22 protein-coding genes and 1 CRISPR repeat array are annotated in these 26,918 nt (G+C 62.0%); of the genes, 10 read left to right on the top strand and 12 right to left on the bottom strand.

What is annotated here, in order from left to right:
• Positions 1–18: 18 nt before the first annotated feature.
• Positions 19–978: an ABC transporter permease gene (locus ACMGE0_RS21305; RefSeq protein WP_436817893.1), complete on the top strand. Its 960-nt coding sequence runs from the start codon at positions 19–21 to the stop codon at positions 976–978.
• Positions 975–1,886, top strand: a complete 912-nt coding sequence (locus ACMGE0_RS21300) for an ABC transporter permease (protein ID WP_436817892.1) — start codon at positions 975–977, stop codon at positions 1,884–1,886. The genes ACMGE0_RS21305 and ACMGE0_RS21300 overlap by 4 nt, the downstream gene beginning before the upstream one ends.
• 89 nt (positions 1,887–1,975) lie before the next feature.
• Here the strand turns inward: ACMGE0_RS21300 and ACMGE0_RS21295 are convergent, their stop codons facing one another.
• Positions 1,976–3,559, bottom strand: coding sequence for an ABC transporter substrate-binding protein (locus ACMGE0_RS21295; protein WP_436817891.1), 1,584 nt, complete (start codon positions 3,557–3,559; stop codon positions 1,976–1,978).
• A 318-nt stretch (positions 3,560–3,877) separates the two neighbouring features.
• On the opposite strand from ACMGE0_RS21295, the gene ACMGE0_RS21290 reads away from it, so the two are divergent.
• The 3 genes from ACMGE0_RS21290 to ACMGE0_RS21280 all read left to right on the top strand — a co-directional run bounded on the left by ACMGE0_RS21290 (position 3,878) and on the right by ACMGE0_RS21280 (position 7,735).
• Positions 3,878–5,506, top strand: a complete 1,629-nt coding sequence (locus tag ACMGE0_RS21290) for a GMC family oxidoreductase (protein ID WP_436817890.1) — start codon at positions 3,878–3,880, stop codon at positions 5,504–5,506.
• A gap of 69 nt (positions 5,507–5,575) precedes the next feature.
• A complete protein-coding gene (locus ACMGE0_RS21285) occupies positions 5,576–6,628 on the top strand; it encodes an amidohydrolase family protein (protein WP_436817889.1) in 1,053 nt (350 codons plus the stop codon).
• A 3-nt stretch (positions 6,629–6,631) separates the two neighbouring features.
• Positions 6,632–7,735, top strand: coding sequence for an amidohydrolase family protein (locus ACMGE0_RS21280; RefSeq protein ID WP_436817888.1), 1,104 nt, complete (start codon positions 6,632–6,634; stop codon positions 7,733–7,735).
• A gap of 94 nt (positions 7,736–7,829) precedes the next feature.
• Positions 7,830–8,195: direct repeats of the CRISPR family, unit length 36 nt; unit sequence GTTGCGGCTGGACCGCGTTTTCTGATCTGCTAAGCT.
• Positions 8,196–8,267: 72 nt separating this feature from the next.
• On the opposite strand, the gene cas2 is transcribed toward ACMGE0_RS21280, so the two are convergent.
• Genes cas2 through cas9 form a run of 3 tightly spaced genes read right to left on the bottom strand, consistent with a single transcriptional unit; the run spans position 8,268 to position 12,863 of the window.
• The gene (cas2, locus tag ACMGE0_RS21275; RefSeq protein ID WP_436817887.1) at positions 8,268–8,633 is read right to left on the bottom strand and encodes a CRISPR-associated endonuclease Cas2; all 366 of its coding nucleotides are present in this window, start codon (positions 8,631–8,633) and stop codon (positions 8,268–8,270) included.
• Positions 8,630–9,562, bottom strand: coding sequence for a type II CRISPR-associated endonuclease Cas1 (gene cas1, locus ACMGE0_RS21270; RefSeq protein ID WP_436817886.1), 933 nt, complete (start codon positions 9,560–9,562; stop codon positions 8,630–8,632). Before cas1 ends, cas2 begins: the two co-directional genes overlap by 4 nt.
• Positions 9,563–9,593: 31 nt before the next feature.
• Complete coding sequence (gene cas9, locus ACMGE0_RS21265; protein ID WP_436817885.1) at positions 9,594–12,863, bottom strand: type II CRISPR RNA-guided endonuclease Cas9; 3,270 nt, start codon at positions 12,861–12,863, stop codon at positions 9,594–9,596.
• Positions 12,864–13,356: 493 nt separating this feature from the next.
• On the opposite strand from cas9, the gene chrA reads away from it, so the two are divergent.
• Positions 13,357–14,586 carry a chromate efflux transporter gene (gene chrA / locus ACMGE0_RS21260; protein WP_436817884.1) on the top strand — a complete coding sequence of 410 codons (1,230 nt, stop codon included), beginning with the start codon at positions 13,357–13,359 and terminating at the stop codon, positions 14,584–14,586.
• A gap of 71 nt (positions 14,587–14,657) precedes the next feature.
• Here chrA and ACMGE0_RS21255 read toward each other — a convergent pair whose 3' ends face one another.
• The 6 genes from ACMGE0_RS21255 to ACMGE0_RS21230 form a co-directional block, all read right to left on the bottom strand.
• Positions 14,658–15,539 (bottom strand): dihydrodipicolinate synthase family protein, encoded by an 882-nt coding sequence (locus ACMGE0_RS21255; RefSeq protein ID WP_436817883.1) that lies wholly within the window; start codon positions 15,537–15,539, stop codon positions 14,658–14,660.
• 30 nt (positions 15,540–15,569) lie between these two features.
• Positions 15,570–17,189 (bottom strand): ABC transporter ATP-binding protein, encoded by a 1,620-nt coding sequence (locus tag ACMGE0_RS21250; protein WP_436817882.1) that lies wholly within the window; start codon positions 17,187–17,189, stop codon positions 15,570–15,572.
• Positions 17,182–18,105 carry an ABC transporter permease gene (locus ACMGE0_RS21245; RefSeq protein ID WP_436817881.1) on the bottom strand — a complete coding sequence of 308 codons (924 nt, stop codon included), beginning with the start codon at positions 18,103–18,105 and terminating at the stop codon, positions 17,182–17,184. The genes ACMGE0_RS21250 and ACMGE0_RS21245 overlap by 8 nt, the downstream gene beginning before the upstream one ends.
• 10 nt (positions 18,106–18,115) lie before the next feature.
• Entirely contained in the window at positions 18,116–19,030 is a 915-nt protein-coding gene (locus ACMGE0_RS21240) for an ABC transporter permease (protein WP_436817880.1), read from the bottom strand.
• A 75-nt stretch (positions 19,031–19,105) separates the two neighbouring features.
• Complete coding sequence (locus ACMGE0_RS21235) at positions 19,106–20,605, bottom strand: ABC transporter substrate-binding protein (protein WP_436817879.1); 1,500 nt, start codon at positions 20,603–20,605, stop codon at positions 19,106–19,108.
• A 35-nt stretch (positions 20,606–20,640) separates the two neighbouring features.
• Positions 20,641–20,802, bottom strand: coding sequence for a hypothetical protein (locus tag ACMGE0_RS21230; protein WP_436817878.1), 162 nt, complete (start codon positions 20,800–20,802; stop codon positions 20,641–20,643).
• A 238-nt stretch (positions 20,803–21,040) separates the two neighbouring features.
• Here ACMGE0_RS21230 and ACMGE0_RS21225 point away from each other — a divergent pair, with 238 nt between their 5' ends.
• Genes ACMGE0_RS21225 through ACMGE0_RS21215 form a run of 3 tightly spaced genes read left to right on the top strand, consistent with a single transcriptional unit; the run spans position 21,041 to position 24,314 of the window.
• Positions 21,041–22,234 carry a sialidase family protein gene (locus ACMGE0_RS21225; RefSeq protein ID WP_436817877.1) on the top strand — a complete coding sequence of 398 codons (1,194 nt, stop codon included), beginning with the start codon at positions 21,041–21,043 and terminating at the stop codon, positions 22,232–22,234.
• Positions 22,234–23,199: a 4-hydroxythreonine-4-phosphate dehydrogenase PdxA gene (gene pdxA, locus ACMGE0_RS21220; RefSeq protein WP_436817876.1), complete on the top strand. Its 966-nt coding sequence runs from the start codon at positions 22,234–22,236 to the stop codon at positions 23,197–23,199. Before ACMGE0_RS21225 ends, pdxA begins: the two co-directional genes overlap by 1 nt.
• Positions 23,196–24,314 carry an iron-containing alcohol dehydrogenase gene (locus ACMGE0_RS21215; RefSeq protein WP_436817875.1) on the top strand — a complete coding sequence of 373 codons (1,119 nt, stop codon included), beginning with the start codon at positions 23,196–23,198 and terminating at the stop codon, positions 24,312–24,314. Before pdxA ends, ACMGE0_RS21215 begins: the two co-directional genes overlap by 4 nt.
• A gap of 57 nt (positions 24,315–24,371) precedes the next feature.
• Here the strand turns inward: ACMGE0_RS21215 and ACMGE0_RS21210 are convergent, their stop codons facing one another.
• Both ACMGE0_RS21210 and ACMGE0_RS21205 read right to left on the bottom strand, forming a co-directional pair.
• Positions 24,372–25,076, bottom strand: coding sequence for a FadR/GntR family transcriptional regulator (locus ACMGE0_RS21210; RefSeq protein ID WP_436817874.1), 705 nt, complete (start codon positions 25,074–25,076; stop codon positions 24,372–24,374).
• A gap of 3 nt (positions 25,077–25,079) precedes the next feature.
• Positions 25,080–26,105, bottom strand: coding sequence for a four-carbon acid sugar kinase family protein (locus ACMGE0_RS21205; protein ID WP_436817873.1), 1,026 nt, complete (start codon positions 26,103–26,105; stop codon positions 25,080–25,082).
• Positions 26,106–26,358: 253 nt separating this feature from the next.
• On the opposite strand from ACMGE0_RS21205, the gene ACMGE0_RS21200 reads away from it, so the two are divergent.
• On the top strand, positions 26,359–26,916 hold the full coding sequence (locus tag ACMGE0_RS21200) for a TetR family transcriptional regulator (protein ID WP_436817872.1): 558 nt from the start codon (positions 26,359–26,361) through the stop codon (positions 26,914–26,916).
• The last annotated feature ends 2 nt before the right edge of the window (positions 26,917–26,918 follow it).

The following is a 26,918-nucleotide window of genomic DNA, read 5'->3' as shown; positions in this document are numbered from 1 at the left end:
CGGATCGACGGAGTGTAAATGATGGACGGCGTCCCCGGGATGGTCGCGCGAAGGCTGATGCAACTGGTGCCCGTGATGATCGTGGCCACCTTTGTGGTGTTTTCCCTCGTCTACTTGATGCCGGGCGATCCGGCCGTCATGATTGCGGGCGACTATGCGACGGCGGAGCGCATCGCGGAAATCCGCCATATCTACGGTTTCGACCGACCGATGCTCGTGCAGTATTTCTCCTGGCTGGGTAGTGTCTTGCAGGGCGATCTCGGCCACTCGCTCTTCTCCAACGAAGCGGTTCTGCGGCTGATCCTTGCGCGCCTGCCGCACACGATCCTGCTCGTGGTCTATGCGCTGGTGCTCGGCGCGGTGATCGGCATTCCGCTCGGCATTCTCGCCGCGACGCGCCAGGGTACCGCGCTCGACAAGATCATTACCAGCGTCGCCTCGCTTGGCGTCGCCGTTCCCAACTTCTGGCTCGGCATCATTCTGGTGACGCTCTTCTCGCTCGGCTATCGCTGGTTCCCGGCGACCGGCGCGGTATCCGTCTTCGAAAAACCGCTGGAATCGCTCTACTATGCGACCCTTCCGGCGATAGCGCTCTCGACCGGCGTCGTTGCCGTTTTGGCGCGCCAGGTGCGCAGCGCACTGCTCGAGGTGCTGGGCTCGCAATATATCCGCACCCTGCGCGCCAAGGGGCTGAGTTCGAGCGCCATCCTGTGGAAGCACGGGCTCCGCAATGTGGCGGCCACGATGCTGACCATCGCCGGCCTGCAGGTGAACCGGCTGTTCTCGAGCGCCGTCATCATCGAGGCGGTCTTCGCCATACCCGGTGTGGGCAACCTCATCAGCTATTCGGCGCTCAACAAGGATTTTCCGGTGGTGCAGGGCGTGGCGCTCGTGCTCGTGCTGGTGGTGATCCTCACCAACCTTCTGGTCGACGTGCTCAACGCGACCTTCGATCCCAGAGTGGCGGCCTCGACATGACCGATACGAATATGACAGCGATGACCGAAAACCCTGCCGCGCCGGCAACCCGGCCAACCCTTCCACCTCCCATCCGCTTCCGCTTCTGGCCGTGGCTATGGTCCGACAAGCGCGCACTTGTAAGCCTTGCCTACCTCTCCATTCTGGTTCTGGTGGCGATCTTCGCGCCGCTGATCGCACCCTATCCCCCCAACCAGCAGAACCTGATGGATCTGCTGATGCCGCCGAGCGCCGAACACTGGCTCGGCACGGACGATCTCGGCCGCGACACGCTGAGCCGCCTGATGCACGGTTCCTACAACGCGCTCTATGCTGCCGGCCTGGCTGTCGGCATCGGTGTGGTGATCGGCGTGCCGCTCGGCGTGTTCATCGGGTTTGTCGGCGGCTGGATCGATGAGCTGGGCAGCCGTATCATCGACGGCGTCCTGGCGTTTCCGCCGCTCGTGCTGGCAGTCGCCGTCACCGGCGCGCTCGGCATCGGCCTCACCAACGCGATGATCGCGGTCGGCTTCGCCTTCGCGCCGGTACTTGCCCGGACGATGCGGGCTCAGACGCTGGTGGTGAAGAACGCGCTTTACGTCGAGGCGGCGACCGGCTTCGGCGCGTCGCGTCTTCACTTGGTCCTGCGCCACATCCTGCCCAATGCGATCCAGCCGGTAATCGTGGAAATTACCCTGATGCTGGCCGTGGCGCTTTTGGCGGAAGCGGGATTGAGCTTCCTGTCGCTGGGCGTCCAGCCGCCTGAGTCGAGCTGGGGCGGCATGCTGGCGCGCGCCTACCACTATGTGGAAGTGGCGCCCGCACAGATGTACGCGCCGGGCTTCGCCATCCTGTTCACGGCGCTTGCCTTCAATACGCTGGGCGAGTCGATCCGCGTGCTTCTCGATCCGACGATCAAGCGTCGGTGAGCCGGTTTCTCTGATGGCTCCGGATATAGAGCGGCCCGGCCTCACGGCCGGGCTGTTTCGTTGTCGTCACCCTATAATTGATGTGAAAATCAGGCGCTTTGGTCGAGCCAGACGCGGTGGAAACGCGGCGAGTGCAGCCGGTCGTAATGGAAATCCTTGACCTTCTTGTTGCGGATCGACATGGCCGCCGATGTGACCAGCGGCAGGTGCAGCGCCTGTTCCACGACGAAGCGCTGGAGCGCGGCGAAGGCCGCCTTGCGTTCGCCCGCATCGGCCGAGGAACCTGTCGCGTCCAGCAATTTGCGGAACTGTGGGTCTTCCATCTTGCCTGCGTTGAACTGTCCGGTCGCACCGAACAGCCGCTCGTAGGTCTGGCTCGGATCAAGCCAGCCGCCCTGCGGATTGAGGATCATCGAGCCTTTGCCCTCGATATAGAAGAGCTGGTTGACCACCTGAGGGGGCGAGGGCGTGATCTTGAGGCGGATGCCGACCTGCTCAAGCTGGTTGCCGACCAGTTCGATGCGCTGGATCGACGTCTGATCCGGCCAGCTCCAGGTTTCGATTTCGAGACCGTTCGGATATCCGGCTTCCTTGAGCAGACTGCGCGCCTTTTCCGGATCGTGCTGGTAGAAATGCGCCGTGTCCGCGTCGACCGCCCAGAAATCCTTCGGGAACATGGTCGAGGTCGGCTCGCCCAGGCCAAGCATCAGGACCTTGTTCAGCTCGTCGCGGTTGATCGCGTAGTTCATTGCTTGCCGGACCCTGACATCGTTGAGCGGCGGCTTGGCGAAGTTCATCATCAGGGTGAAGAAGATCATCGACGGATTAGCTTCGGCGATGAGGTCCGGCATGCGGCGCGCAGTGGCGATCTGTTGCGCGGCCATGTTGAGCGAAAGATCGGTCTCGCCGGCGGTCACCGTCCGGGCGGCGGTGTTCAGTTCGTTGATGATGCGGAAGTCGATCCCGTCGAGATAGGGCAATCCGGGCTGCCAGTAGTTCGGGTTCTTCTCGACGCGGATCAGGTCGTTGTCGCGCCACTCGACGAACTTGAACGGTCCGGTACCGACGGGACTGCGATCGACATTGCCGTTGGCCGCCGCCTGGATGGAGGCGGGCGACACGATGCAGCCGACGCGTCCCGTAAGGATGGTCGGCAGCGAGTAGTTCGGTTGCTTGAGCCGGATCGTTACCTGGCTCGGGCCGGTGGCCTCGACCGCCTTGACCGAAACCAGGTCCGACCGCACGTTGGAGCGAGGGTCGTTGATGGAGCGGTCGAGGTTGAACTTCACCGCGTCGGCGTTGAACGGCGTGCCGTCGTGGAATTTCACGCCCTCCACAAGGTTGAGCACCAGCGCCGTCGGGTCCGTGAAGGTCCAGTCCTTCGCCAGCATCGGCCGGAGTTCGAGCGTCGCCGGATCGAAAGCGATCAGCGCGTCGAAGATCGCGTAAAGCGCGTTGAAATCCGGCACGTTGCGTCCGGTCATCGGATCGAGTGCGGCCGGATTGAACGGCATGGCGATGCGCAGCGTGCCGCCCGCCTTGGGCTGCGGCGCCTGCGCGAATGTCCGTCCGGGCAACAGCATGGCGCCTCCAAACGCCGCGCCGACCGCAAGAAGCGCCCGTCGATTGATTTTGCTGCTGCTGAATGGCCTGCCGATCTGCTTTTCGCTCATCCCTTGGGCTCCTCCCCGATGAAACAGATTGATGAAACGGATTCGTGTCTGGCAGGCAGAAATGCATACATGAATATCCGCTAGCCGGCCTCCTCCTCCGGAGCTGCGGCGTCCTGCCACGGTAAATCTACAATAAGGCTCATCCCGTGTATACTTTTTCGTGAAGTTTTCTGGCGAACGGCTTCCTTCGAGCCGGGTCGTGTGCCATGATCCGGCCGGAGGTTACGCGACCTGGCGGTCGTGTCTTTGCGTTTCCGGTTCTTGATCTGGCGCGTAAATCGCCGGGCATCCCGGCTACGACAAGCGGAGGAGCAAACCATGGGTACGTTCGAACGTTCCCGTTCCTACGATTATGTCATCGTGGGCGGGGGTACGGCCGGCTGCGTTCTGGCAAATCGGCTGTCGGCCGATCCGACCGTCGAGGTGCTGATGATAGAGGGCGGCGGCGAGGGACGCGGTTTCTACGTGGACATGCCCCTCGGTCTCGCCTACCTGATCGGCAGGCCGCAATACGACTGGCTCTACAAGGGCGAACCCGAACCCTATCTGAACGGACGGCAGCTTCCCCTGCCGCGCGGGAAAATGCTCGGCGGCAGTTCCGGCATCAACGGTCTGATCTATGTGCGCGGCCACGCCTACGATTACGACCAGTGGGCGCAGCTCGGCAATCGAGGCTGGTCGTGGGAAAGCGTGCTGCCCTATTTCAAGCGCTCCGAAGCTTTCCATCGTCCGGATTCCGACGCGCATGGCACTGAGGGCGAATGGGCGGTCTCCGATCCCAACGTGCGGTGGGAAGCGTTGGTAGCCTATCGCCAGGCGGCGATCGAGCAGGGCATTCCCGCGGCCGAAGACTACAATTGCGGCGACAATGAAGGCGTGGCCTTCTTCGTGGCGACCATCAAGAACGGCGTGCGCCACTCCACCGCCCGCGCGTTTCTCGCGCCGGTCCGCAACCGCCGCAACCTGACCGTCGTCACCGGCGCTCTCGTCGATCGCGTGACCTTCAACGGCACGCGGGCGAGCGGGGTCGTGTTCAGCCTGGATGGACAACAGCACGAGGTGAAAGCCGGGCGGGAAGTGCTTTTGTCCGCTGGCGCCTACGGCTCTCCGGCCATCCTCGAACGCTCGGGGATCGGTGCGCCGGAGGTACTTGCGTCCGCCGGAATAGAGGTGCTGCACGCATTGCCGGGCGTCGGCGAAAACCTGCACGATCACTGGCATATCAGGGTGCAGCACCGCCTTCGCAACACGCATACCCTGAATACCCGTGCCGGCACGCGGTTCGGCAGGATGCTGCTCGGCATGCAGTACCTGGCGACGAAACGCGGCCCGCTGGGTGGTTCGCCGACGCTGCTCGGTGCCTTCATCAAGACCACGCCGGATGCCCCGGCACCGGAGATCCAGATCCACGTTTCCGGCTCCACGTCGCCGAGTTTCGGCGGCGCGATGCATCCCTTCCCCGGCATCACCTCGTCGGCTTGCATCCTCAGGCCGGAAAGCCGCGGCCATTGCCATGTCGCGGCAAGCGACCCTTCGCTGCAGCCGCGCATACTGCACAATTTCCTCAAGGAGGAAGCGGACCGGGAAATCTTGATGCGATCGATCGAAGCCGTCCGGCGCATTGCCGCAAGCCCCGCCATGGTCCGTTTCCAGCCGGAGGAGATAGCCCCCACCGCCGCCATCCAGTCGCGCGACGAAATGCTCGATTATGCGCGCCGGACCCTCAACACCACGTTCCATCCCGTCGGCACCTGCAAGATGGGCAGCGACCGCATGGCGGTGGTGGACGACCGGCTGAGGGTCCATGGCCTCACCGGCCTGCGTGTCGTGGATGCCTCGATCATGCCAGTCATCGTATCCGGCAACACCCAGGCCCCGACGGTCATGATCGCCGAGAAGGCGGCCGACTTCATCCGCGAGGAGAGGCGGGAAGCGCAGGCGGCATGACGCCGCCACCGCGGCGGCGGGCGCGAAAAGACAGTTCACAGAGCAACCATGAGCGAGATGTCGAGAAATATGCCTAGATACAATACCGCTGGCGCGATCGACTGCGACGTGCATCCGCCGACACCCCGCCGTGCGGACCTGCTTCCCTATCTCGACGACTACTGGCAGGAGATCGTCACCTCCCGCGAAGTCGACGTTCTGGAGCTGATGGGCTATCCTGAACGCACGCGCCCCTATATGCGGCCCGGCTGGGCATGGAGCGGCGATCCGCTGGCGCAGATGCAGAAGAACCTGCTCGATCCGCTCGGCCTCGAACATGCCATCCTCAATGTAGTTTCCGGCGCGCATGCGCTGTTCGATCCCTATCTCGCGGCCGCCATCTGCCGCGCCACCAACGACTGGCTCGCAGACAAATGGCTCGACCGCGACCCTCGGCTGAGGGCTTCCATGCTGGTGCCGTTCCAGAACGTCGAAGCGGCGGTGGAAGAGATCGAGCGGCGGGCGGGCGACAAGCGCTTTGTGCAGATCCTGACGCTTGCCATGACCGAGCTGCCGCTCGGCCGCCGTACCTATTGGCCGATCTACGAGGCGGCCGAGAAGCACGGACTGCCGATCGGCATCCACGCCGGATCGAACTTCCGCAACGCGCCGAGCCATAGCGGCTTCCACTCCTTCCTGATCGAGGACCACGTGGCCCAGCCGCAGGGCTTCTCCACCCAGGTCGCGAGCCTCATTGCCGAAGGCGTCTTCGTCAAATACCCGAACTTGAAGACGGTGCTGATCGAATCCGGGGTCACCTGGGTGCCGGCGCTGATGTGGCGCATGAGCAAGGACTGGAAGGGCACGCGTATCGAGGTGCCGTGGGTCAAGGACGCCCCCGCCGATATCATCCGCAGACATGTCCGCATGACGTCGCAGCCCTTCGACGGGCCGGATGAGGTCGAGGACGTCGCAAAAGCGCTCGATCACCTGCTCAGCGATGATATGCTGCTCTTCTCCTCGGATTACCCGCACTGGCATTTCGAGGAGCTGGACGCGCTGCCGGAGGGGTTTCCGGAGGCCAAGGTGAACAAAATCCTTCGCGACAACGTTCTTGCCACCTATCCGAGACTTGGAGGATGACCCATGGAAACGCCCGTACTCGAACGCACTGAGGAAAAGGCCCAGACCCAGGGCGTGGTGGATTGCGACGTGCATCCTGCCTTCTCGAGGCCGGACCAGTTGCTGGACTATCTCCCCGAGCGCTGGAAGAGCCATGTGCGCGACTATGCCATCCGCTCTGCGAACCCGCTCTACGGCACGCTGCCCTATCCGCGCATGACGCCGGGTAACGGCATGCGCCGCGATTCCTGGCCACCCAACGGAGGGCCGCCGGCGTCCGACCTCGATTTCCTGCGGGAGCAGCTGCTCGACCAGTGCAATATCGATTACGGCATCCTCCAGCCGCTTGCGGCAGGCAGCATGGCCTTCAACCAGGAGCTCGGCGCAGCGCTCTGCGCGGCCCTGAACGACTGGCAGATCGACAAATGGGCGGGACCCGAGCCGCGCCTGAAAGCCTCCATCTGCATTTCCCAGGAGGATGCGAAGGAATCGGTCGCCGAAATCGACCGGCGCGTCACCGACCGCCGCTTCGCCCAGATCGCCATGCCGCCGCGCACGCTGGAGCCATGCGGCCGCCGGCGCTACTGGCCGATCTACGAGGCGGCCGAGCATTACGGCCTGCCGATCGGCCTGCATACCAGCGCCTTCGGCTACCGCCCGAACACGCCGTCCGGCTGGACCTCCTTCTATCTGGAGGAGCATTACGCCGCCTCCAACAGCCTCCAGACCGTGCTGACCAGCATGATTCTCGAAGGCGTGTTCGAGCAGTTCCCGAAGCTGAAGATCGTGCTCGTCGAAGGGGGCTTTTCGTGGCTGCCGTCGCTTGTATGGCGACTCGACCGGGAATGGAAGCGCATGAAGAGCGAGGTGCCGCATGTGAAGCGCAAGCCCTCGGAATATGTGCGCGAGAATTTCTGGTATACCACGCAGCCGATCGAGGAGCCCGAGAATAACCGCCACCTTCTCGACATCTTGCGCTGGATCGGCACGGACCGGCTGATGTTCTCGACGGACTATCCGCACTGGGACTTCGACGATCCGCGCTATGCCTTCAAGGTGCCGCTGACGCCGGCCGAACGTTCCGCCATCTTCCGCGACAATGCGGTTGCCCTGTTTGGTCTGCAATAAGCCCCAAAGCAACCCTATCCGGAAAAAGCGCCCTATCGCTTGGTTGCGGATGATCTGCTAAGCTAAGGCATCCGCTCGAACATATTGTGCGATAATTGCGGCTGGACCGCGTTTTCTGATCTGCTAAGCTCTTCATCAACATCGGAGAAACCTATGGCAAGTTGCGGCTGGACCGCGTTTTCTGATCTGCTAAGCTAAGTCCTGACGGCGGTTGACGCCCAAAATCGTTGCGGCTGGACCGCGTTTTCTGATCTGCTAAGCTCACCGTCAAAGACGAGCCGTACTGGCTCATGTTGCGGCTGGACCGCGTTTTCTGATCTGCTAAGCTGCGGCAGATGGTCGGTTCTTTTCGCGTATCGTTGCGGCTGGACCGCGTTTTCTGATCTGCTAAGCTACCTGCACGGTGCGACGTAACATTATCGTTGTTGCGGCTGGACCGCGTTTTCTGATCTGCTAAGCTCGATAACCGCTCAATTCCTTGAAACAAAAAAGGAATTGAGCGGTGTCGGCGCTTGCAAATACTAACGGCACGTTAAAAAAGGGCGAGCTGATCCGGATTTTTTCGGCGCTTCTTGCGCGCTTGGTCCGAGAAACGGACGATGTTTTCGTACTGCCGGTCAGTAAACTGGAAAACATAGATATCGCCCCATTCCGGCAAGGCACCTTCGATCTGACGCACATAGCTTTCAAACTGTTCCTTGCCGCTGCAAAAGCGCAAGTAATTGGAAAACTGGCTCATTTCAAAACCGATGTCCAGAAGGAACTGCCGGAATTTTGTTGCTGCCGCACGTTGTTTCTGAGTTTCCACCGGAAGATCGAAGGTCACAAGCATCCACATGATCTGATACCCGCTTAAATGCCTTGGCCCGCTATTGGCCTTGCGTGATGCCTGACTCATGCCTCCTCCCCCACAGGCTGCCGGCCAAGCCCGGATAGCTCCAGAAAGGAAGGCAAGGATGGGAGCTCCAGCTTTGCCTCGCCCGTCTCGAAGCTGACGGCAAGCGAGTGCACGAAACGTCCCGCCTGTACGGAGAGCGGCGAAATGCCGGGCCCGCCTTCGAGGTCGAAGGTAGAAATCGAGGTGAGCGCCCGTTTGGCGTCCCGCGAAACGCTGCTTTCCCCGCCCGAAATCAGGTTCAGAACCAACTGGTCGATCAAGGGGCGGTAGGGTTCCACCAGATCGTCGGCAAGCGCGAAGGCATTGGCCCTGTTGGAATGAAAGATGCCGATCGTGGGGTGCAGGCCAGAGGCGCAAATGGCACGGGAAAGAATGGCGCGCAGCACCGTATATCCGTAGTTCAGAAGCGCGTTGGCCCCGTCGGCATCCTGATCGCGATAAAATTCAGGACCAAAGAGCGCTTTCCAATAGCGTCTTGCAGCCTGCGCTTCCGTATTGTCGGGGTCCCCGGAGCGAACTTTGCGGGCAAGCATCTCGAAGGCTCCGCCTTCCTGTCCGTTCGCGGCGAGGACCTGCCCCTGCATCCTGATCTTAGCCGCGACGATCTTTCGCCAGAGCTGCTTCTGTAACGGTCTGGGGGCGTCGATCTGCGCCCTCAGCCGCGCGCCTTGCGCATAGTGGCCCTCCAGCGGCCAGACGACGGAGACGGGCGCATGATTGGGGCCGCACAGCACCACCGGTACGCCGCGCTCGGCCATTTTCACGAAGACGTGGTTGGACCATGTCGTGCCGTGCGCATGAACGATCAAGGCGCCTATATCGTCGAGTGCGATGCGGCCCTGTTCCTCACCGCCTCGGGAGACAGTGAGAAAGCCGCGATAGATGGCCAGATGCAGGCCATCCGACGATATGTCGACGATCCGATCCATAGCTTGATTGCATCACAAATCGATGAAGCAATCATAAATGGAAAACCCGTTCCTTTTCCTTCTTCTTCCTTACGGGCTTGGAGGCGCGGTCCTGCGGCCCCGGATCGAAGACCCGGCCCGCCTCGTCGATCCTGATCTGACGGCACTGTATGTCTTTCAGACCGGCGGCGGATTTTGAGAAATATTTGAACGGATCCTCTTTGTCGGCATCGCGCGCTTTCAAGCTACCGCTTTCGCGATGTGAAGCGAAATAGATTATACCCGCGACATTGAACTTCACGACGCGGCCGATCGTATAACCGTCCCTGGGGTGCTCGTACGCCACCATATCGTTCTGCTGCAGGCGAAGCACGCGCCGGGCGGTGGGATGCGCCCTGTGCACGGTCGATTGCCAGCCCGGCTGGTGGGCGTCGAACATGGAAACCACTTCAGCCTGCCATTTGCCGTCGAGCGTTTCCCATACGTCGTAGCGGTAGTTGGCGTCTCCCTTGTAACCCTTGTAGGTCTTGCCGCTTTTGTCGCGGATCGGAATGATCGACAGCGTTTCCGCCATGCGAACCCGGCGAATGCCCTTGAACCTGGGATGGTTTCGCCGGAACGAGACCAATGCCTCCTGTAGCGCCTTTCTGTCCGTCAAACCACCGATCGTGTTATGAAGCTCCGCCCGCAGCACTTCGTCGCGGATCAGCGGTAAGTCCTTGGCCTCCAGCGCCATGAAGGGCTTGCGCCGCACTGCGACGGGATTGCCGTTTTCGTCGGTGCCGAAGCCATAGGCCGTGTCGTTGTGCAGCTTGCCCGCGGTCTGTCCCTTGCCTTCGTTATAGCCCTTGCGCGACACGGTTCCGTGATCGGGTTTATGGCTGACGACGATGCCGTTCACTGCTGTCTGCAAATCGTGCCGGAAAGTCGGCCAGGGCGGATTTTTTGACACCATCTCCTTCACGAGGTTTTCGAAATCCGCCTCGTCAAGCTGCCCGGCGGCCGTGGAAATCCGCTGAAGAAGGCTGCGTGTCGTCACGCCCACCACCGCGGCGTCGATGGCATGATGCCGATGGTCCTTGCGGTTTTTCTCCTGCGTCATCTCTCCGAGATTGTGGTCGGGAAGAATATTGTTCAGCCCCCAGTTCCGGCGCAGCATCTCGGTCAGCCGGCCGGGAGATACGATCACGCGGCTTTTTCTTTTTATTTCGCCGTGTTCGTCAGCCTCTTCCTCCGGATATAGGCATTGGAGATATTCCCGCGCCATGCGGGAGAGATACTGCGTGTCGGTCAGCTGCCGCGCGAGAAATCCGCCTTTCTCATCGAACTTTTTCATGGCGTCAGACGCAAAACGCTCGCGTTTGTTCTTCGGCAGCCGCGCGGCGCGGGCCAGGATTTCGTCGTAACGGTCCCGCCATTCCGGCACGTCGGCCGGCGCGCGGTTGCGCTTCTCACGGTTGGCGGATTTCAGGCAGAGGAGCTTGTTGGCGTGGCTGTCGTCCAGCGTCTTGGACCAGGGAAGGATATGATCGATATCCACCTCGCCGGAAAACAGCATGTCGATGCCGATTGCCTTGCCGGAATAGATGCAGACCCGGTCCTCCGGTTTGCCGGGGTTCAGCTCCTCCCATAATTTCAGCAGCAGCCGGTTATAGCCGGTATCCAGCTGCCGCATTTCGACAAGCTTCTTCGAACGTGCCTCCGCGTCCCGCGTGTTCTTCGCGATCGTACGGTTCACCTCGGCCTTCTGCTTGTCGGAAAGCTGCAGCTCGCGCGCCAGTTCCAGCGCGATGAATTGCGGCTTGCCATGGCGCGCGATCAGCGCATTGACCACCCGGCGCAGCTGGTTGAGGCCGATATGCACCGTCGGGTTGGTGAAGCGGCCCATACGGATATCGTAGAGATCCTCCGGATCGTTCGTTCCGGGTGGAATATGTCGCGTCAGGATTTCCTGGTAGGGCGGCAGGAAGTCTTCACCCTCGTCCCGGCCGCTCCCAAGCCTGGAATGATCGTAGCCGCAGTTATCCGCGGCCTGTGATTCGGGAATGACGGCAGCCTTCATCTCGTCCAGCATGGAAGACAGCGCCGTCTCGCCGAGCCGCCCGTAACCTTCCGGCAGCGGGCAGTTGGCGACCGCTTCGGCTTTCTCTCCTTCGAACCCGAATTCCTCCTTCAACCATGCAAACAGCTTTTCCGGGTCTTCTTCATCCTTCAGCGTCCGGATGATCTGCCACTGGCGCCTGCGCGAAAACGTGCTCCATTGCGGGCCGAAGCGCTTCTTGTCCGCCAGGGCGGAATGCACCTCGTCGCCCTTCAGCTTCTCGCGGCTTTCGCTTTCCTTGTTGAAGACGATATCGGGCGTGAGCTTCAGCGTCACGCGCAGCTTCTTGAACGAAACTTCGCGATTGTCGCGCAGCAGCGCCACCAGCGCATTGCGCTGGTCGATGTCGAACTTTCGATGGCTTTGGTCGGGCAGCACCAGTTCCAGTTCGTTGACTTCCTTGTAAAGCCTGAACTCCTGGAAAAGCGGATGGGCCTTGGCGAGGCGCAGTTCGAGCGGGTTGAAGGCGCACTTGCCGATCGGTGGTTTCTTCAAGGGGCGCTGATAGAACATGACCCGGAACAAGTGGTCGCCGCGGACCGGCGTCAGGACATTCGGATACCAGACGGATTGTGCAGCCCAGATTTCGCGGAATTCCGCCTCCAGCAGAGACCGCTCGGGATAAAAAGCATAACCTTCGCCGTCGAAAGCCTCCGACCCGGCGCGCAGCCGCGTGACATGCCCATCTTCGCGGCGCAGGGCCAGCCATTCGCCATAGGTGCGTGCTTTCGCCTTATGCATCGCAGCCCGCAATTCGTCGATGCCGAGCGCGATCATACCCTTTTCATTGTCCTTGCGGTCGGTTTTCCGGTTGGACTTGAAGCCCCGGCGCTGGTTGAGGTGGAAGAGAGCCCGGCCGATATGGAAGAGCGGCAGTTTTTCGTCGAGCGCCTTCGCCCTCAACGCATAGGGATTGGCGCTGGCCTCGCCTGTCTTCTCCTTTTTATCGCCAGTTTCGGCGATGAGTGCCTGCCGCGCCACATGGTCGGCCGGCATCAGCCCGTATTCGACCAGCGTCCGCAACACGGCCTTGCGGCGGCCCAGGTATCGGTCCCGCCGGCGCGACATGGCGCGGGCCTCGCGGCGCGCGACAGCCAGCGATGCCTTGGATTGCGGATCGCGGCCATCGGCGTAGATTCTGGCTCCTATGTCACGGATACGATACGGCTCCTCGTCCTGGTTCAAAGCAAGGACAGAGAAGCCGATGGAGTTTGATCCCACATCGAATGCAAAAACGTGACTGCTAAAGTTGTTTTGATTTTGCATATTCCGCCCCCGAGGGAGAAAGTTCGCATAAAAATTGCAGCCTGAAAACTGGAATGGTTTCCTAACGGTAAATTTTAAGCCCGGCTTGACTTAAGTCTGAGTTTCGATAATCCTCGTAATACTTACAGATCAGAAAACGCGGTCTGGCCGTTAACAAGCTAAGACAGCACCAAATAAGGCCGTCCCTCCGGGGACGGCTTTTTCGTTCGTGCAGGGCTCTTTTTATCTTCTGGACTACCGGCCCAACCGGCTGCATCAACCCACGTGAAGAAGGCCGGAGGCATGAACGGCACGGCCATTGGCTCACGTTCTCCATGCTCCGGAAGGCGCTCCGCATGGAATATGGACGATCGAGGGGTTGACCTGGCATGGCAGAAAGATCAACACCGCAATGTGATAAGGGCTGCGGCCTTGGAAGTGGCCGGGAAAAGGACTGGGGAGTTGTTTCGTGAAGTCTTCGTCGGCAACAGTTCCTGAGCTTGCGGGCGAAGATGCTCGCGGCACCCCCGGGGAGGTCCTCCGCGCCTTTCTCAAGCTCGGATTGACCTCCTTCGGCGGTCCGATCGCCCATCTCGGCTATTTTCGTGACGAGCTTGTGGTGCGCCGCAAGTGGATCGACGAAGCCGGTTATGCCGATCTCGTGGCGCTGTGCCAGTTCCTGCCGGGGCCTGCCTCCAGCAAGGTCGGCTTCGCGCTCGGCCTCCTGCGCGGCGGACCGTTGGGTGCGCTTGCCGCCTGGTCGGCCTTTACCTTGCCTTCGGCGATCCTCCTCGTCATCTTCGCCTACGCAGCCACTGCTTTCAGCGGGCCTGTCGGATCGGGACTGCTGCATGGCCTCAAGGTTGTCGCCGTGGCCGTCGTCGCGCAGGCCGTCTGGGGCATGGCGCGTAGCCTGGCGCCGGATCGGGAACGGGCCGGCATCGCTCTGGCGGCTGTGCTGATCGTTGTATTTGCGGCAGGCGCCGTAGGTCAGGTAACGGCGATCGTCTTCGGCGGTCTTGCGGGGCTGCTGTTTTGCCGCAACGGTCCGGCGGCCGGCGCCAGCCACTTGTCCTTTCGCGTGTCCCGCCGGGTCGGCGTCCTCTGCCTCGCGGCGTTCTTCCTGCTCTTGTTCCTGCTCCCGGTCGCCGCCGTCGCCGGCGGCTCGCAGGGGCTGTCGCTGGTGGATGCCTTCTATCGCGCAGGCTCGCTGGTGTTCGGCGGCGGGCATGTCGTGCTGCCCATGCTGCAGGCCGAAGTCGTCAATCCGGGCTGGATCACGGATGATGACTTTCTGGCGGGTTACGGCGCTGCCCAGGCGGTGCCGGGGCCTCTGTTCACCTTCGCCGCCTATCTCGGCGCGGTGATGGGACCGGCACCGAACGGCATCCTGGGAGCCATGATCTGCCTCGTCGCGATCTTTGCGCCGGGCTTCCTGCTGCTGGTCGGCACCTTGCCGTTCTGGGACCGTTTCCGCAGGCGGCCGCTCGCCCAGGCGGCGATGCGCGGCACCAATGCCGCCGTAGTCGGGATCCTCGGTGCGGCGCTCTACAGCCCGGTGTGGACGAGTGCGATCCTGGGCGCCCATGACTTCGCCCTGGCGCTGACGGGCTTCATCATGCTCACCGTCTGGAAAGCGCCGCCATGGATCGTGGTTGTCGCGATGGCGGCGGGAGGGATCGGGCTGGCTTTCATCTAGCCGCAGCGCCAGCCGGGATTGAGGCGGCTGCCGAAGACCGGCTACGCTCCAAAATAGGGCTGGCACGAAGGTCAGAGGCGACCGAAACGGCGGAGGACTTCCCTGATCTGCTCGTCCTGCTCTTCATCCGGCAGCAGCGCCGGTTGCCGGCTGGCGCCGACCGACGGGTCCTGAAGATAGAGCGACCGTTTCACCATCGCAGGCGCGAAACCGAGCGCATAAAGGTCCTTGCGGAAGGCGGAGTAGATCGCCTGCTGCCGTTCCGCCTCGGCAATGTCGCCGGCGTTGAATGCATTCACGATGCTCGCCAGAATATCGGGCATGGCGTTGCCGAGACCGGAGATGCAGCCGGCCGCGCCGTTCTGCAGGGCCCAGAGGACGAGATGGTCCGGCCCGGAATAGACTTCGAATCCCCGCACGTCCCTTGCCACCTGCAGATATGCTTCGAGCGTATCCTGGGCTCCGCCGGAATCCTTGATGCCGGCGATGTTGCCATGCTCCGCGAGCTTCCTTGCCGTTTCCGGCTCGATATGGTTCTGCGTCCGGGCTGGAATATCATAGAGATAGACAGGCGCCTTCACCGCGTCGGCAACCGTCGAGAAATGGCGCACGAGCCCGTCCTGGGTGCAGGCGATGAAGAACGGCGTGATGACGGCAATGCCGTACACGCCGATCCGGTCGAATTCCTTTGCGAGCTTCAGCGTCTCGAAGGTCGCGGGCATGCCGGCATTGACGATCACCTTCACCCGGCCGGCCACCTCGTCGACCACCTCTTGGGTTAGTTTCACTTTCTCTTCGAAGGTGAGTGCGGTGAAATCCCCGTTCGTGCCCGCGCACATGATGTTGTTGCCGGCCGCAACCTGGCGCCGCACCTGCGCTCGCGTGGCTTCGTAATTGACGGTCTCATCCTCATTGAAGCAGGTCACGAGGGCGACGAAAGCGTGCTTGGGCATCGAAAACTCCGACTTGATTTGTGAGACGCCTTACGAGGCGTGTTCCATGCGCGTGGCGCGATGCGCGGCCTGCACGTCCGGGTCCGGATCGAGGCTCGCGGCAAGGAGCGCGCGCGTGTATTCCCGTTGCGGCGCCTCGAAGACCTGGCGGACGGTGCCGAGTTCCACGACCTCGCCCTTCTGCATGACCATGACGTGGTCGGCGAAGTCGCGAACCACCGGCAGGTCGTGCGCGATGAAGATGAAGGCGATGCCCATCTCCTTTCGCAGCCTGTCGAGCAGCGCGATCACCTGGGCCTGGATCGACACGTCGAGCGCCGATACGGCTTCGTCGCAGACGATGAGCTGCGGTTCGAGCGCCAAAGCCCGGGCAATGGCGATGCGCTGGCGCTGGCCGCCCGAGAACTGGTGCGGATATCGCTTCATGTGTTCCGGGCTCAATCCTACCTGAACCAGAAGCTCGGCAACCTTCTCGCGCCACTTGGGGCGGGGAAGAATGTCCGGATGGATGACCCAGGCTTCGGAGATCAGCTGATAGACGGTCATGCGCGGATTGAGCGACTGCGTCGGATCCTGGAACACCATCTGCAGGTCGCGCCGAAGCTTGTAGAGTTCGGCAGGCGCGAGAGTGAACAGATCCCGCCCCTTCCATAGGGCGCTGCCGCTGTCGGGTTCGTCGAGACGGAGGAGAATGCGCGCAAGTGTCGATTTGCCCGATCCGCTTTCGCCGACCACCGCCAGGGTCTCTCCCGGCATCAGATCGAAGGAAATGCCCTTCAGGGCCTGGAAGCTCCCGTAGGCTTTCCTGACATCCCGGACGGACAGGACCGGCTCGCCTTCGGAATGCGGCTCATGCATTTCGCCCTTGCCGGGCGCGGCGGCGATGAGCTTTCGGGTATAGGGATGCTGCGGGTTCCTGTAGACCTCGCGGACGGTACCGCTTTCGACCAGCGCGCCCTTTTCCATGACGACGACGCGGTCGGCGATCTCGGTGACGACGCCGAGGTCGTGGGTGATGATGATCACTGCCATGCCGGTCTCCCGCTGCAACTCCTTGAGCAGCGCCAGCACCTCCGCCTGGACGGTCACGTCGAGGGCCGTCGTCGGTTCGTCGGCGACGAGCAGGTCCGGCCGCAGCGCGAGCGCCATGGCTATCATGATGCGCTGCCTCTGTCCGCCGGAGAACTGATGCGGGTATTTCTTCAATGCGTGCTCGGGATCGGGAAGCCCGACACGGGTCACCAGGCGCAGGGCCTCCATTTGCGCTTCCGCGGCGGACTTGCCATGCGTCGTCAGAGCTTCCCGGATCTGCCAGCCGACCGTATAGACGGGATTGAGGTGGCTCAGCGGGTCCTGGAAGATCATGGCGATCCGCTTGCCGTTGATCTCGCGGCGCTGCTCCGCGTTCATCCTCAGGAGGTCAACACCGTCAAGCAGGATTTCGCCCGAGCCGATGCGTCCCGGCGGCATGTCGATCAGGTTCATGATCGCGGAAGACGAGACGGACTTGCCCGATCCGCTCTCGCCGAGGATGGCCAGCGTTTCGCCGCGATCGACATGATAGGAGATATTGTCGACCGCCTTCACCGTGCCCATGGCGGTATGGAACTCGACCGAGAGGTTGCGGACTTCGAGAAGGTGATCAGCCATTGGTGCTCCCCCTCATTTCGAGCCGCCAGCGCTGCACCGGATCGAAGGCGATGCGCATCCAGTTCGACAGCAGGTTCAGCGACATGGTCGTCAGTATGATCGCAAGCCCCGGCCAGAAGGAGAGCCACCAGGCGTTGGTGAGATACTGCCGTCCCTGCGAAATCATGAGGCCCCAGGTGATTTCCGGCGGCTGGATGCCGATGCCGAGGAAAGAGAGGGCGCTCTCGGCCAGCATCACATAGGCGAAGTCGAGCGTCGCCAGCGTGGTCAGGGTCGGGAAGACGACTGGAAGGATGTGGCGAAACAGGATGCGCTTGCGCGACGCACCCATGACGCGGGCAGCCTGCACGAACATGCGTTCCCGGATTTCGAGCACTTCCGCCCGCGTCGTGCGCAGATAGACGGGGATGCGGGTGATTGCCAGAACGAGCATCAGGTTCAGGATCGACGAGCCGAGGAGGTAAAGCACGATCACCGCGATCAGCAGCGACGGAAAGGACATGATGACGTCCGCCAGCCGCATGATGACCTGGTTGACCCGCGGCGACGAGAATCCGGCGATCAATCCCAGAACCGTTCCGACCACCGCGGAAATGATTACCGCGCCGGCCGCCACCATCAGCGTGTTCTGGGTGGCGACGATGATGCGCGCCAGCAGGGGCCGGCCCAATGCATCTGCGCCCATCCACCAGATCCATCCGCGTTCCCAGTCGAAAGGCGGCAGATTCCGGCCACGCAGGTTCTGCTTGATGGCGACCTCGCCGAACCAGCTTGGCCCGACGATGGCGAGCAAGATCATCACGATCAGGAAGATCGCGGCGCAGAATGCAAACTTGTCCGCCCAGAGCATGCGCCCGAACCGGCGGATGACGCCGGGTTCCTCTGCGATCGGAGTTTCCGTCATTTGTATTGCCATGATCAACTCCTCAATGCCGGATGCGCGGATCGAGAAGCGCATAGGCGATGTCGATCAGCAGGTTCATGAGGAAGATCGCCACCGCCGTGACCAGGATGGCCGCAAGCACGACATTGAAGTCCCGCTGCAGGATGGAATCGATCATCAGCTTGCCGACGCCCGGAAAGCCGAAGATGGTTTCGATGACCACCGCGCCGTTGAGGAGGCTTGCCGCCTGGTCGCCGATGACGGTGATGACCGGCAGCATGGCGTTCCGCAGGGCATGGATGAAGATGATCGGTCCGGATTTGACCCCCTTGGCGCGCGCGGTTTTTACGTAGGCCGAAGAGAGTGCGGTGATCATAGAACCGCGCACCACCTGGACGATGATGCCGAAGGGGCGGATGAACAGCACGCAGATCGGCAGGATCCAGTGCAGCAGCGTTCCGGTGCCCGAGGTGGGCAGCCAGGCGAGCTGCACGGAGAAGATCACGATGGCGACGATAGCCAGCCAGAAGTCGGGTACCGCCGCGCCGATCAGGGACAGAATGGATGACAAGCGGTCGAAGAAGCCACCGGCCCGAAACGCAGCGAGCGACCCGACGGCGATGGCGGCGGCGGTCACCAGCGACATGGTGATGGAGGCGAGCCAGAGCGTCCAGATGAAAGCCTCGGCCACCACGTCGAGAGCCGGGCGGGCCTTTCTCAGCGATTGCCCGAGATCCCCGGTAAGAACATCCCCGACATAGCGCGTGAACTGGACGAGGACCGGATCGTTGAGCCCATGCAGTTCGCGGAACTGCACCTTCATCTCCTCGGAGGCTTCGACCGGGAGAAACAGCGATGCCGGATCGCCTGTCAACCTGGACAGGAAGAAGACCAGCACGAGCAGCCCCACGAGCGAGATCAAGCTGGCGATGGCGCGTTTGCGTATGAAGCTGAGCATGCATACCTCAAGTGGCTAGGGCGGCAGCTTGAGCCGCCGCCTTGCTTTCGTACGGCGGTTTCCGCCGGGGATAAATCACTTGATGCCGATCTCTGAGAGCTGGAGCATCGAGTTCGTTGCCATCGTAGGCTTGAAATCGAGCTTCTCGGAGACGCGCGAGAAGCCCACCATGTGAAAGAGAAGAACGTCCGCAACGACCTCGTCATGCAGATAAGCGATCAATTCCGACCAGAGCTTGGCCCGTTCGTCGCCGACGGCGGCCGAAGCGCGCTGAATCAGGTCGTCAACCTTGGGGTCCGAGAAGCCGGACTGCGTGCCCTTCGACGCATACTTGAAGAACATGGAGAAGGAAGGATCGCCCTTGGAGTTGTCGTGCATGGCTGCGACGAGCAGCGGGCCGCGGCCTTCCTTGAACGGTTTTGAATAGTAGCCTTCGTGCTCGGCGACTTCCACGAACTTCAGATCGACCTTGAACCCGGCCTCCTGAAGCTGCGACTGGATCGCTTCCATGATCTCCGTCACATTGGGAAAGTTGGCGGTGCGGGCGATGATGGTGATCGGCGTTTCGACCTTCACGCCATCCGCCTTTGCCTCTTCCAGAAGCTTCTTGGCGCCTTCAGGATCGTAGGGAAACACTTTTACGTCCGGATTCCAGCCGAGAGTCGGCGGCGGGACGATGGCCGTGGCGAGAAGTGCGCCATCCGGAACGAGCGTTCCGATGAATGCTTCGCGATCGATTGCCAGATTCAGTGCGCGACGGACGCGGACGTCGTTCAGCGGCTCGATGTTATGGTCGATGCGCAGGTAGACCGTTTCACTGTCGAGATAGGAGAAATCGGTGGCCGGGTTGGTGGCATCGAGCTGCGAGATCGACGGGGAGATATCGGCCTCGCCTGTCTGGACCATCGCGGCACGAACGGCCGGATCTGCCCGGAAGAGATAGGTCGCCTCGGTCACCTGCGGCTTTTTCCCCCAATAGTCGTCGCGCGCCGTGAGCACGATCTGCTGGCCCGGCGTCCAGTTCGTCAGCTTGTAGGGGCCGGTGCCCACGGGTTCGCGCACGAACTCCAGAGGGGTCCCTTCGGGGACGATCGTCACCAGGGACAGCAGCAAGGGAAGGATCGGCTGCACCGGGTCCACGCTGAAGTCGATCGTACGATCGTCCACGACCTGGGCGTTGACCGTCATGCCGCCGAAGTATCGCCGCGACTCGCAGGCGTTCTTGTCGCTCATGATGCGGTCGAAGCTGTATTTGACGTCCTTGGCGTCGAAGGCCGTGCCGTCCGAAAAGGCAACGCCCTGGCGCAGGTGGAAGCGCCAGCTGCCGTCTGCCTTCTGCTCCCACTTTTCAGCAAGGCGAGGCATGAGGCCCTTGTCTCCGCGCACGTCCAGTTCCGTGAGTGTCTCGCTCACGTTCTGCATGATGACCCGCCCGATATTCGATCGCGTTGCCATGCAGGGCTCGAGCAGATCGGCCTCCTCGGGCAGCACGATCTTGATCGGGCCTGACGCTGCATAGCCCGGCGACAGTGCTGAACCCAGAATCAGCGCTGCCAGCATAATGGTCTTTCTCATTTCCATTCCTCCCTCTTTCCTTGGATAATCGGTCGTCAGTCGGTCGCCGCAGGCTCTCCCGCACGTGCTGCGATGAAGGCGGCCAGACAGATGAGGGTTTCGCCAGCAAGGGTCGTCCGTGCCTCGCCGAAGATCGCAGCTCCGCCGGCGGCCCGGGTGGCGGTCGCTGCCTGGCGGCTATGGCGGTTTGTCGGCATTGCGGTTCCTCCCGTGGCGTCCTCCGACAGGGTATCCCGACCATCGGCCGTCTTCCTAATTTTGTCAAATGTTTTATGAATGTAATAGAATCAAAAAACATTACTTATAAGAAGATTATTGTAATTCAATAATTTAACTGTGATATAGGAGCGCCAATATAAGCGCGATCTGACATTTTAAAACTTGACAACTTTGAAATTAATGCGATGGTCCAGCCCGAAATGAGGGAGTGCCCTGATGAGTCCAGACGACATAGCCCGCCTGATGACCGGCGAAGTCCGGGAGGTGGCCGCAGGCCGTGCCGAGGCCTTTCTGCCGTCTCCCATGGTGCAAAATCATGCCGCTTTTCTGCACCCGCTGGAGAACGGTGGGGTTATATGCGCCTGGTTCGGTGGGACGCTGGAGGGCAAGTCCGACATTTCGATATTTGCGTCCGTCCTGATGCCGGGTTCGCGGGCCTGGGGCGAGCCTCAGCGGTTGAGCTTCGACCCGGACCATTCGGAGCAGAATCCGGTGCTGTTCACCGCTCCGGACGGACGGCTCTGGCTGTTTCATACATCGCAACCGGCAGGCAATCAGGACGAATGCCGAATCCGGATGGCCGAGGTGATCCGGAACGAAACGGATCCGGTAAAGCTTGCCGTCGGAGAGGAGCGTTATCTCGATCTGCCGCTCGGCTGTTTCGTGCGTGCTCCGCTGATCGTGCGTGACGATGGGGCCTGGCTGCTTCCTATCTTCCGCTGCGTCCAGCGTCGGGGGCAGAAATGGAACGGCAGCCACGATCACGCGGCAGTCGGGATCTCGCCCGATGGCGGTCGCACCTGGGCTCTCGACAATGTCGCGAATTCGGTAGGCTGCGTCCACATGAATCCGGTTCCGGTCGGGGAGGCGCTCTATGCGGCCTTTTTCCGGCGCCGGCAGGCTGACTTCGTCTATCGGACGGAGAGCCTGGACGGAGGTCGTTCATGGTCGGCGCCAGACGCGACCGATCTACCCAACAACAACTCTTCGATTTCCGTGACGGCATTGAAGGACGGCCGGCTGGCGCTGATCTGCAATCCCGTCAATGCGACGCTTTCGGAGGAACGCCGCAGCTCGCTTTATGACGAGCTAGGCGGGGATGACGGCAGGCCGGACGCCGATCCCGCGGGCGGTTGCGTGCCTGTCTGGGGCGTACCGCGGGCGCCGGTTGCGGTTTGCCTGTCCGAGGACGGCGGGCGCAGCTTTCCCGTGCGGCTGATCATCGAGGATGGCCCCGGCACTTGCCTGTCGAACAATTCCACCGACGGACGCAACAAGGAGCTCTCCTATCCTTGGTTGTTCGAAGGAGCGGATGGCAGCCTCCACATCGCCTACACCTATCACAGGCGCGCAATCAAATACGTACGGCTGGCGCCGGGCTGGGCCGGCGCGAATGGGGCACGAAGCTGATGAGCAACATTGTCGGAATCACGATGGGGGATCCCTGCGGCGTGGGCCCGGAAATCACCATCCGGGCCCTGGCGGAAATGTCCGAACCCGACCGCGCCGCGACACGCGTCTACGGCAATCTGAAAACTCTTGAGGCGGCACGGGAGGTCGCCGGCATTGAGCTTGATCTTGCGCCGCTGGTCGTCGATCTGGCGGTGGAGGGAGCGCCCCTTTCCTGGGGGCAACTGTCGCCTGTCGCCGGCGATGCTGCGTTCCGCTTCATCGAGAGGGCGGTTCAGGATGCGATGGCCGGAGAAATCGGCTGCATCGTCACCGCCCCCATCAACAAGGAAGCCCTGAACCTGGCCGGTCATCACTACGATGGCCACACCGGCATGCTCCGCAGCCTGACGGGCTCCAAGGCGGCCTACATGCTGCTCGCCTCGGATCGGTTGAAGGTCATTCATGTCTCGACCCACGTTTCGCTGCAGGAAGCCATCCGGCGGGCGACGACCGAGCGGGTGCTTGCAACGATCAGAGCGGGGGATGCGCACCTCAAGCGGATCGGCTTTGAAAAGCCGCGCATCGCGGTTGCCGGCATCAATCCCCATTGCGGGGAAAACGGCCTGTTCGGCACCGAGGACGACGATCAGATCGCGCCGGCCGTGGCTGCCGCGCGGTCCGAAGGCATCGACGCATATGGACCGATCTCTGCCGACACCGTCTTCCACCGTGCCTATTCCGGTGCTTTCGACCTGGTGGTGGCCCAGTATCACGACCAGGGCCACATCCCGATCAAGCTGGTCGCGTTCGACACGGCGGTAAACGTGTCCGTCGATCTGCCCATCGACCGGACCTCCGTCGATCACGGCACCGCCTTCGACATCGCCGGCAAAGGCATCGCCAACCACGGGAACATGAACTCGGCCATCGCCTACGCGCGCAAGCTCGTGGCGGGCCGTGCCCAGCAGGGACGCTCGTCATGACAAGTGCGACGATCACCATTCATCAACCCCGGCGCCTGATCGTCGGCGCCGGAACCATTGGCGAGGTAGGCCTTTGGGCAGGCGATGCCAAGCGCACGCTTGTCATCGCCACACCCTTCACGGCCGGCTTCACGGATTGTTTGCGCCTGCCCGGTGCCGTGACCGTTTTCGATGCCATTCCCGGAGAGCCGGATATCGCGATCTTCGATGCGGCGATCGAGGCCGCCCGGCGGGCAGAGCCCGATCTGATCGTCGGCGTCGGCGGCGGCTCCGTGCTCGATGTGGCGAAGCTCGTCGCAGCCCTGTGGAATTCGGAACAGACGCTGTCCGACGTGGCAGGCCCCAATCGCGTTGCGGGCCGCAGCACCAGGCTTGTGCAGGTCGCTACCACGGCAGGGACCGGTTCCGAGGCTGGAATCCGTTCGCTCATCACGGATCCGGGCAAGGGCAACAAGATCGCTGTCGAAAGCCCGCATCTGATTGCCGATCTCGCGGTTCTCGATCCGGAACTCACCTTCTCGCTGCCGCCCGCCGTCACGGCCGCGACGGGGATCGACGCCATGGCGCATTGCGTGGAGGCGTTCACCAATCGCCGCGCCCACCCGATGATCGACGATTTCGCGCGGATGGGCTTCCGCCTGGTCGGCAGATATCTGGCGAGAGCCGTCAGGGACGGCGGCGATACCGCGGCCCGCGAAGGCCTGATGCTGGCGTCGTATTACGGCGGCGTCTGCCTGGGGCCGGTGAATACGGCTGCCGGTCATGCAATCGCCTATCCCCTGGGAACGCTGCTGCATCTTCCGCATGGCCTGGCGAACGCGATCGTCTTCCCCCATGTACTGGCCTTCAACCAGCCCGCGGTGTCGGCAAAGACCGCTGAGGTGGCAGAGGCGCTCGGATTTGGGCAGGGGCTTTCGCAACGTGACCTGTTGGCGGCAGCGCATGCGTTCTGTGCCGAGCTTGGCGTTGAAATGTCCCTCTCCGCACACGGGGCGAAGGAGGCCGATCTTCGGCGCTTTGCCGAAGACGCCTATGCGATCAGGCGGCTGATGGACAACAATCCCAAGGACATGAGCGCCGATGACGTGCTCGGGATCTACAAGGCAGCCTTCTAAGGCGGTGTCGATCGTCCGACGGGAGCGGATTGTTAAGGCTATCCGCTTGCCTTGCCGCTACGGCTTTGAGGATTGGAAGAGGCGGTCACGTGATCCGGTCAGGTGATCGCGCATCAGCTTTTGCGCGGCCTCGCCATCCTTGGCCTCGATGGCTTTTGCAATGGCTTCATGCTCCGCGAATACCCGCAAGAGCCCTGCGGCCTCCCGTTTGACGGAAACGCCGTGGAATTTCATCCCGACGGCGATATGATCCTTCAATGCCTCCATCGCCGTGGAGAAATAGCTGTTTTGAGCCGCCCGGGCGATGGCCAGGTGAAACTGGAAGTCGGCATCCTCCCGGTGGGATTGCCGATTGGTCGCGTCGCGCATCAGTTCCAATGCTTGCCGGATCGCGGCGAGACTGTCCTTGTCATGCCTTGTCGCCGCTGCGGCGGCAGCCGCCGGTTCGAGCGTCAGGCGAAACTCGTAGCAGTTGAGCAGGTCGGCGATATTCTCCAATTGGCCGAAGCCGAGCGGTTCCTTGAGACCGACTGAGCGGACGAAGCTTCCGGCCCCGCGGCGCGAATAGATCAGCCCTTGGTCGCGCAGGCGCCGCAAAGCCTCCCGGATCACCGGCCGAGACACTTCGAACTCCGCTGCCAGATCATGTTCCGTGGGCAGGCGTTCGTCGGGCTTGTAGGCTCCCGACTTGATGGCGCGGTGCATGCGCTCGAAGACGATGTCGGGGAGCCCCTTGCGTGCTATTCCGTTCTCCAGCCCCATTTCCTACCCCGCCTTCCGGATCATGCCTGTGATTGACTTCAGCGTGTCCGGCCCTCCGAATCCGCCGGACTTTGCGATTATGCATTGGCCGTCTGCATAGGCCAATCCCAGCCCGGGCAGGCACTCGCCGATCAGTCGAAGGCGGGAAATGCCCATCTTGCGCAAGACCGCTTCCGCGGTCGCTCCGCCGGAGAGGAGAAGCGTTTTCGCAGTATCGGTAACCCTGGCGGCGACACTGGCTGCAAGCGCTTCGGAAACCTCTTGCGGACTGCGCGCCTCGGGTCCGGGCATCGCCTGCACGAGAGTTATACCTGCCCCGCCGATGAAGGACGCCGTCATCAGGCCATTTGGAGCCTGCAGGTAGCGTACCGGATAAGAACGTCTGAGCTCATCTATCTGCACGAGCGTGATCGGGTCCCGGGATCCGATGACGAAGAGCGCCGCGCCTGCGGGTATTTCGGCCGGTACGGCTTCCGCCCTTCCGGTCATTCGGCGCGCAATGGCATCGGCAAGCCCCCTTGCGCCGATCAGGAGGTCCACCCCTGCTGCTTGAGCCGTTTGCAATGCCTTATCCATGTCGGCCGCCGAGCGGATGTCGGGAATGATCGCACGAGAGGCGTGGCGACCGAGCTTTTCACGGATGGAGATCGGCTGATCGACCCCGAATCCCTCCAGGCAGCCGGCTACCACGAACCGGCCGAATTCGGGAATTGCAGGAGCGACGAGAGCGCGGCCGAACGGCATCGCATCGAGTTCGGCGGCGATATTGCCCTTGAGGCGGGAGTCTATCTTTTTGAAGAGCGATATCCCGGGAGGAAGCAGGGAAATGGCGCGGCCCGTCGCCTTTTTTGCCGCCTCGTCGTCAAGCTCGCGGCATCCCAGATTGATGGCCAGAACCTCGGGCTCATCCTGCAGGACGGGCGAAATGGCGTCCCATTGCAGCGCCACATCGGTATGCAGGCCCCTCCCGGCGAAGAGCGCCGCCGAATCGAGAGCGCCTGTCAGGTCGTCCGCGAGGATGGCAATCATATAGCAGCACCACAGGAATGTTGTAATCTTTATTCGGACAAAAAGGTCTTGAATGTCAATCCATCATGCGGCGAATATTACAAATATCAGGATGCATGCCGGGGAACCTGAAGGGTGTCCGGCTTGGCTGTCCTAGTCGTGCATCCGCAGGCCGCAGCATGTCCAGCCGTAACCGGTGCGGCGGAAAGTCCACTTGATTAAAGAACGAACGTTCGTGTATAGGCGGCCAACCTTTCCTTGCATTGGGGCTGTGATGGCGAGAGATCGCAAGATCGAAATCGATGACATTCTGGACGCGGCTGTCCGTGTCGTGCTCCGGGCCGGCGCGGCCGGGCTGTCGATCGACGCGGTGGCGAGAGAGGCCGGTGTCAGCAAGTCCCGGGTCGTCTATGATCACAAGTCCAAGTCGGGATTGCTCGAAGCTTTGATCCAACGGAAAATCAAAGCCGAACAGGAGCGGACCGAGGCGGCGGTGGCAGCCAACAGTGATACGCCGCATCCGGAATTGTACGGCCGCATCGCCACTGCGTCGGCAGGGCCTGATGATGAGGATAAAGCCGTCACGCTGGCCATCAGTGCCGCCATGTCGAGCGAAGACAAGGTCCGGGACCTCATACGGGAATGGTTCGCCGAAGACCTTCAGGCCGTCAAGGCAACGGGCAGGCCGCAAGCGGCGCTACTGGCCTACCTGGCACTCAGCGGGTTCCTCTGTTTCGAGTTGTTCGATTTTCATCGTTGGGACGAGGCGGAGAGGACGGTAATCCTCGAGGGGATCAGGACGATGTTCGTCAGCTTCCCCGAACCCGGCTGATA

Origin of the sequence: Neorhizobium descurainiae, from assembly GCF_051400715.1 — a bacterium.
In the GTDB taxonomy this organism is placed as follows: domain Bacteria; phylum Pseudomonadota; class Alphaproteobacteria; order Rhizobiales; family Rhizobiaceae; genus Neorhizobium.
Note: the sequence above shows the minus strand (reverse complement) of the source record. Positions and strands in the feature narration are given on the sequence as shown.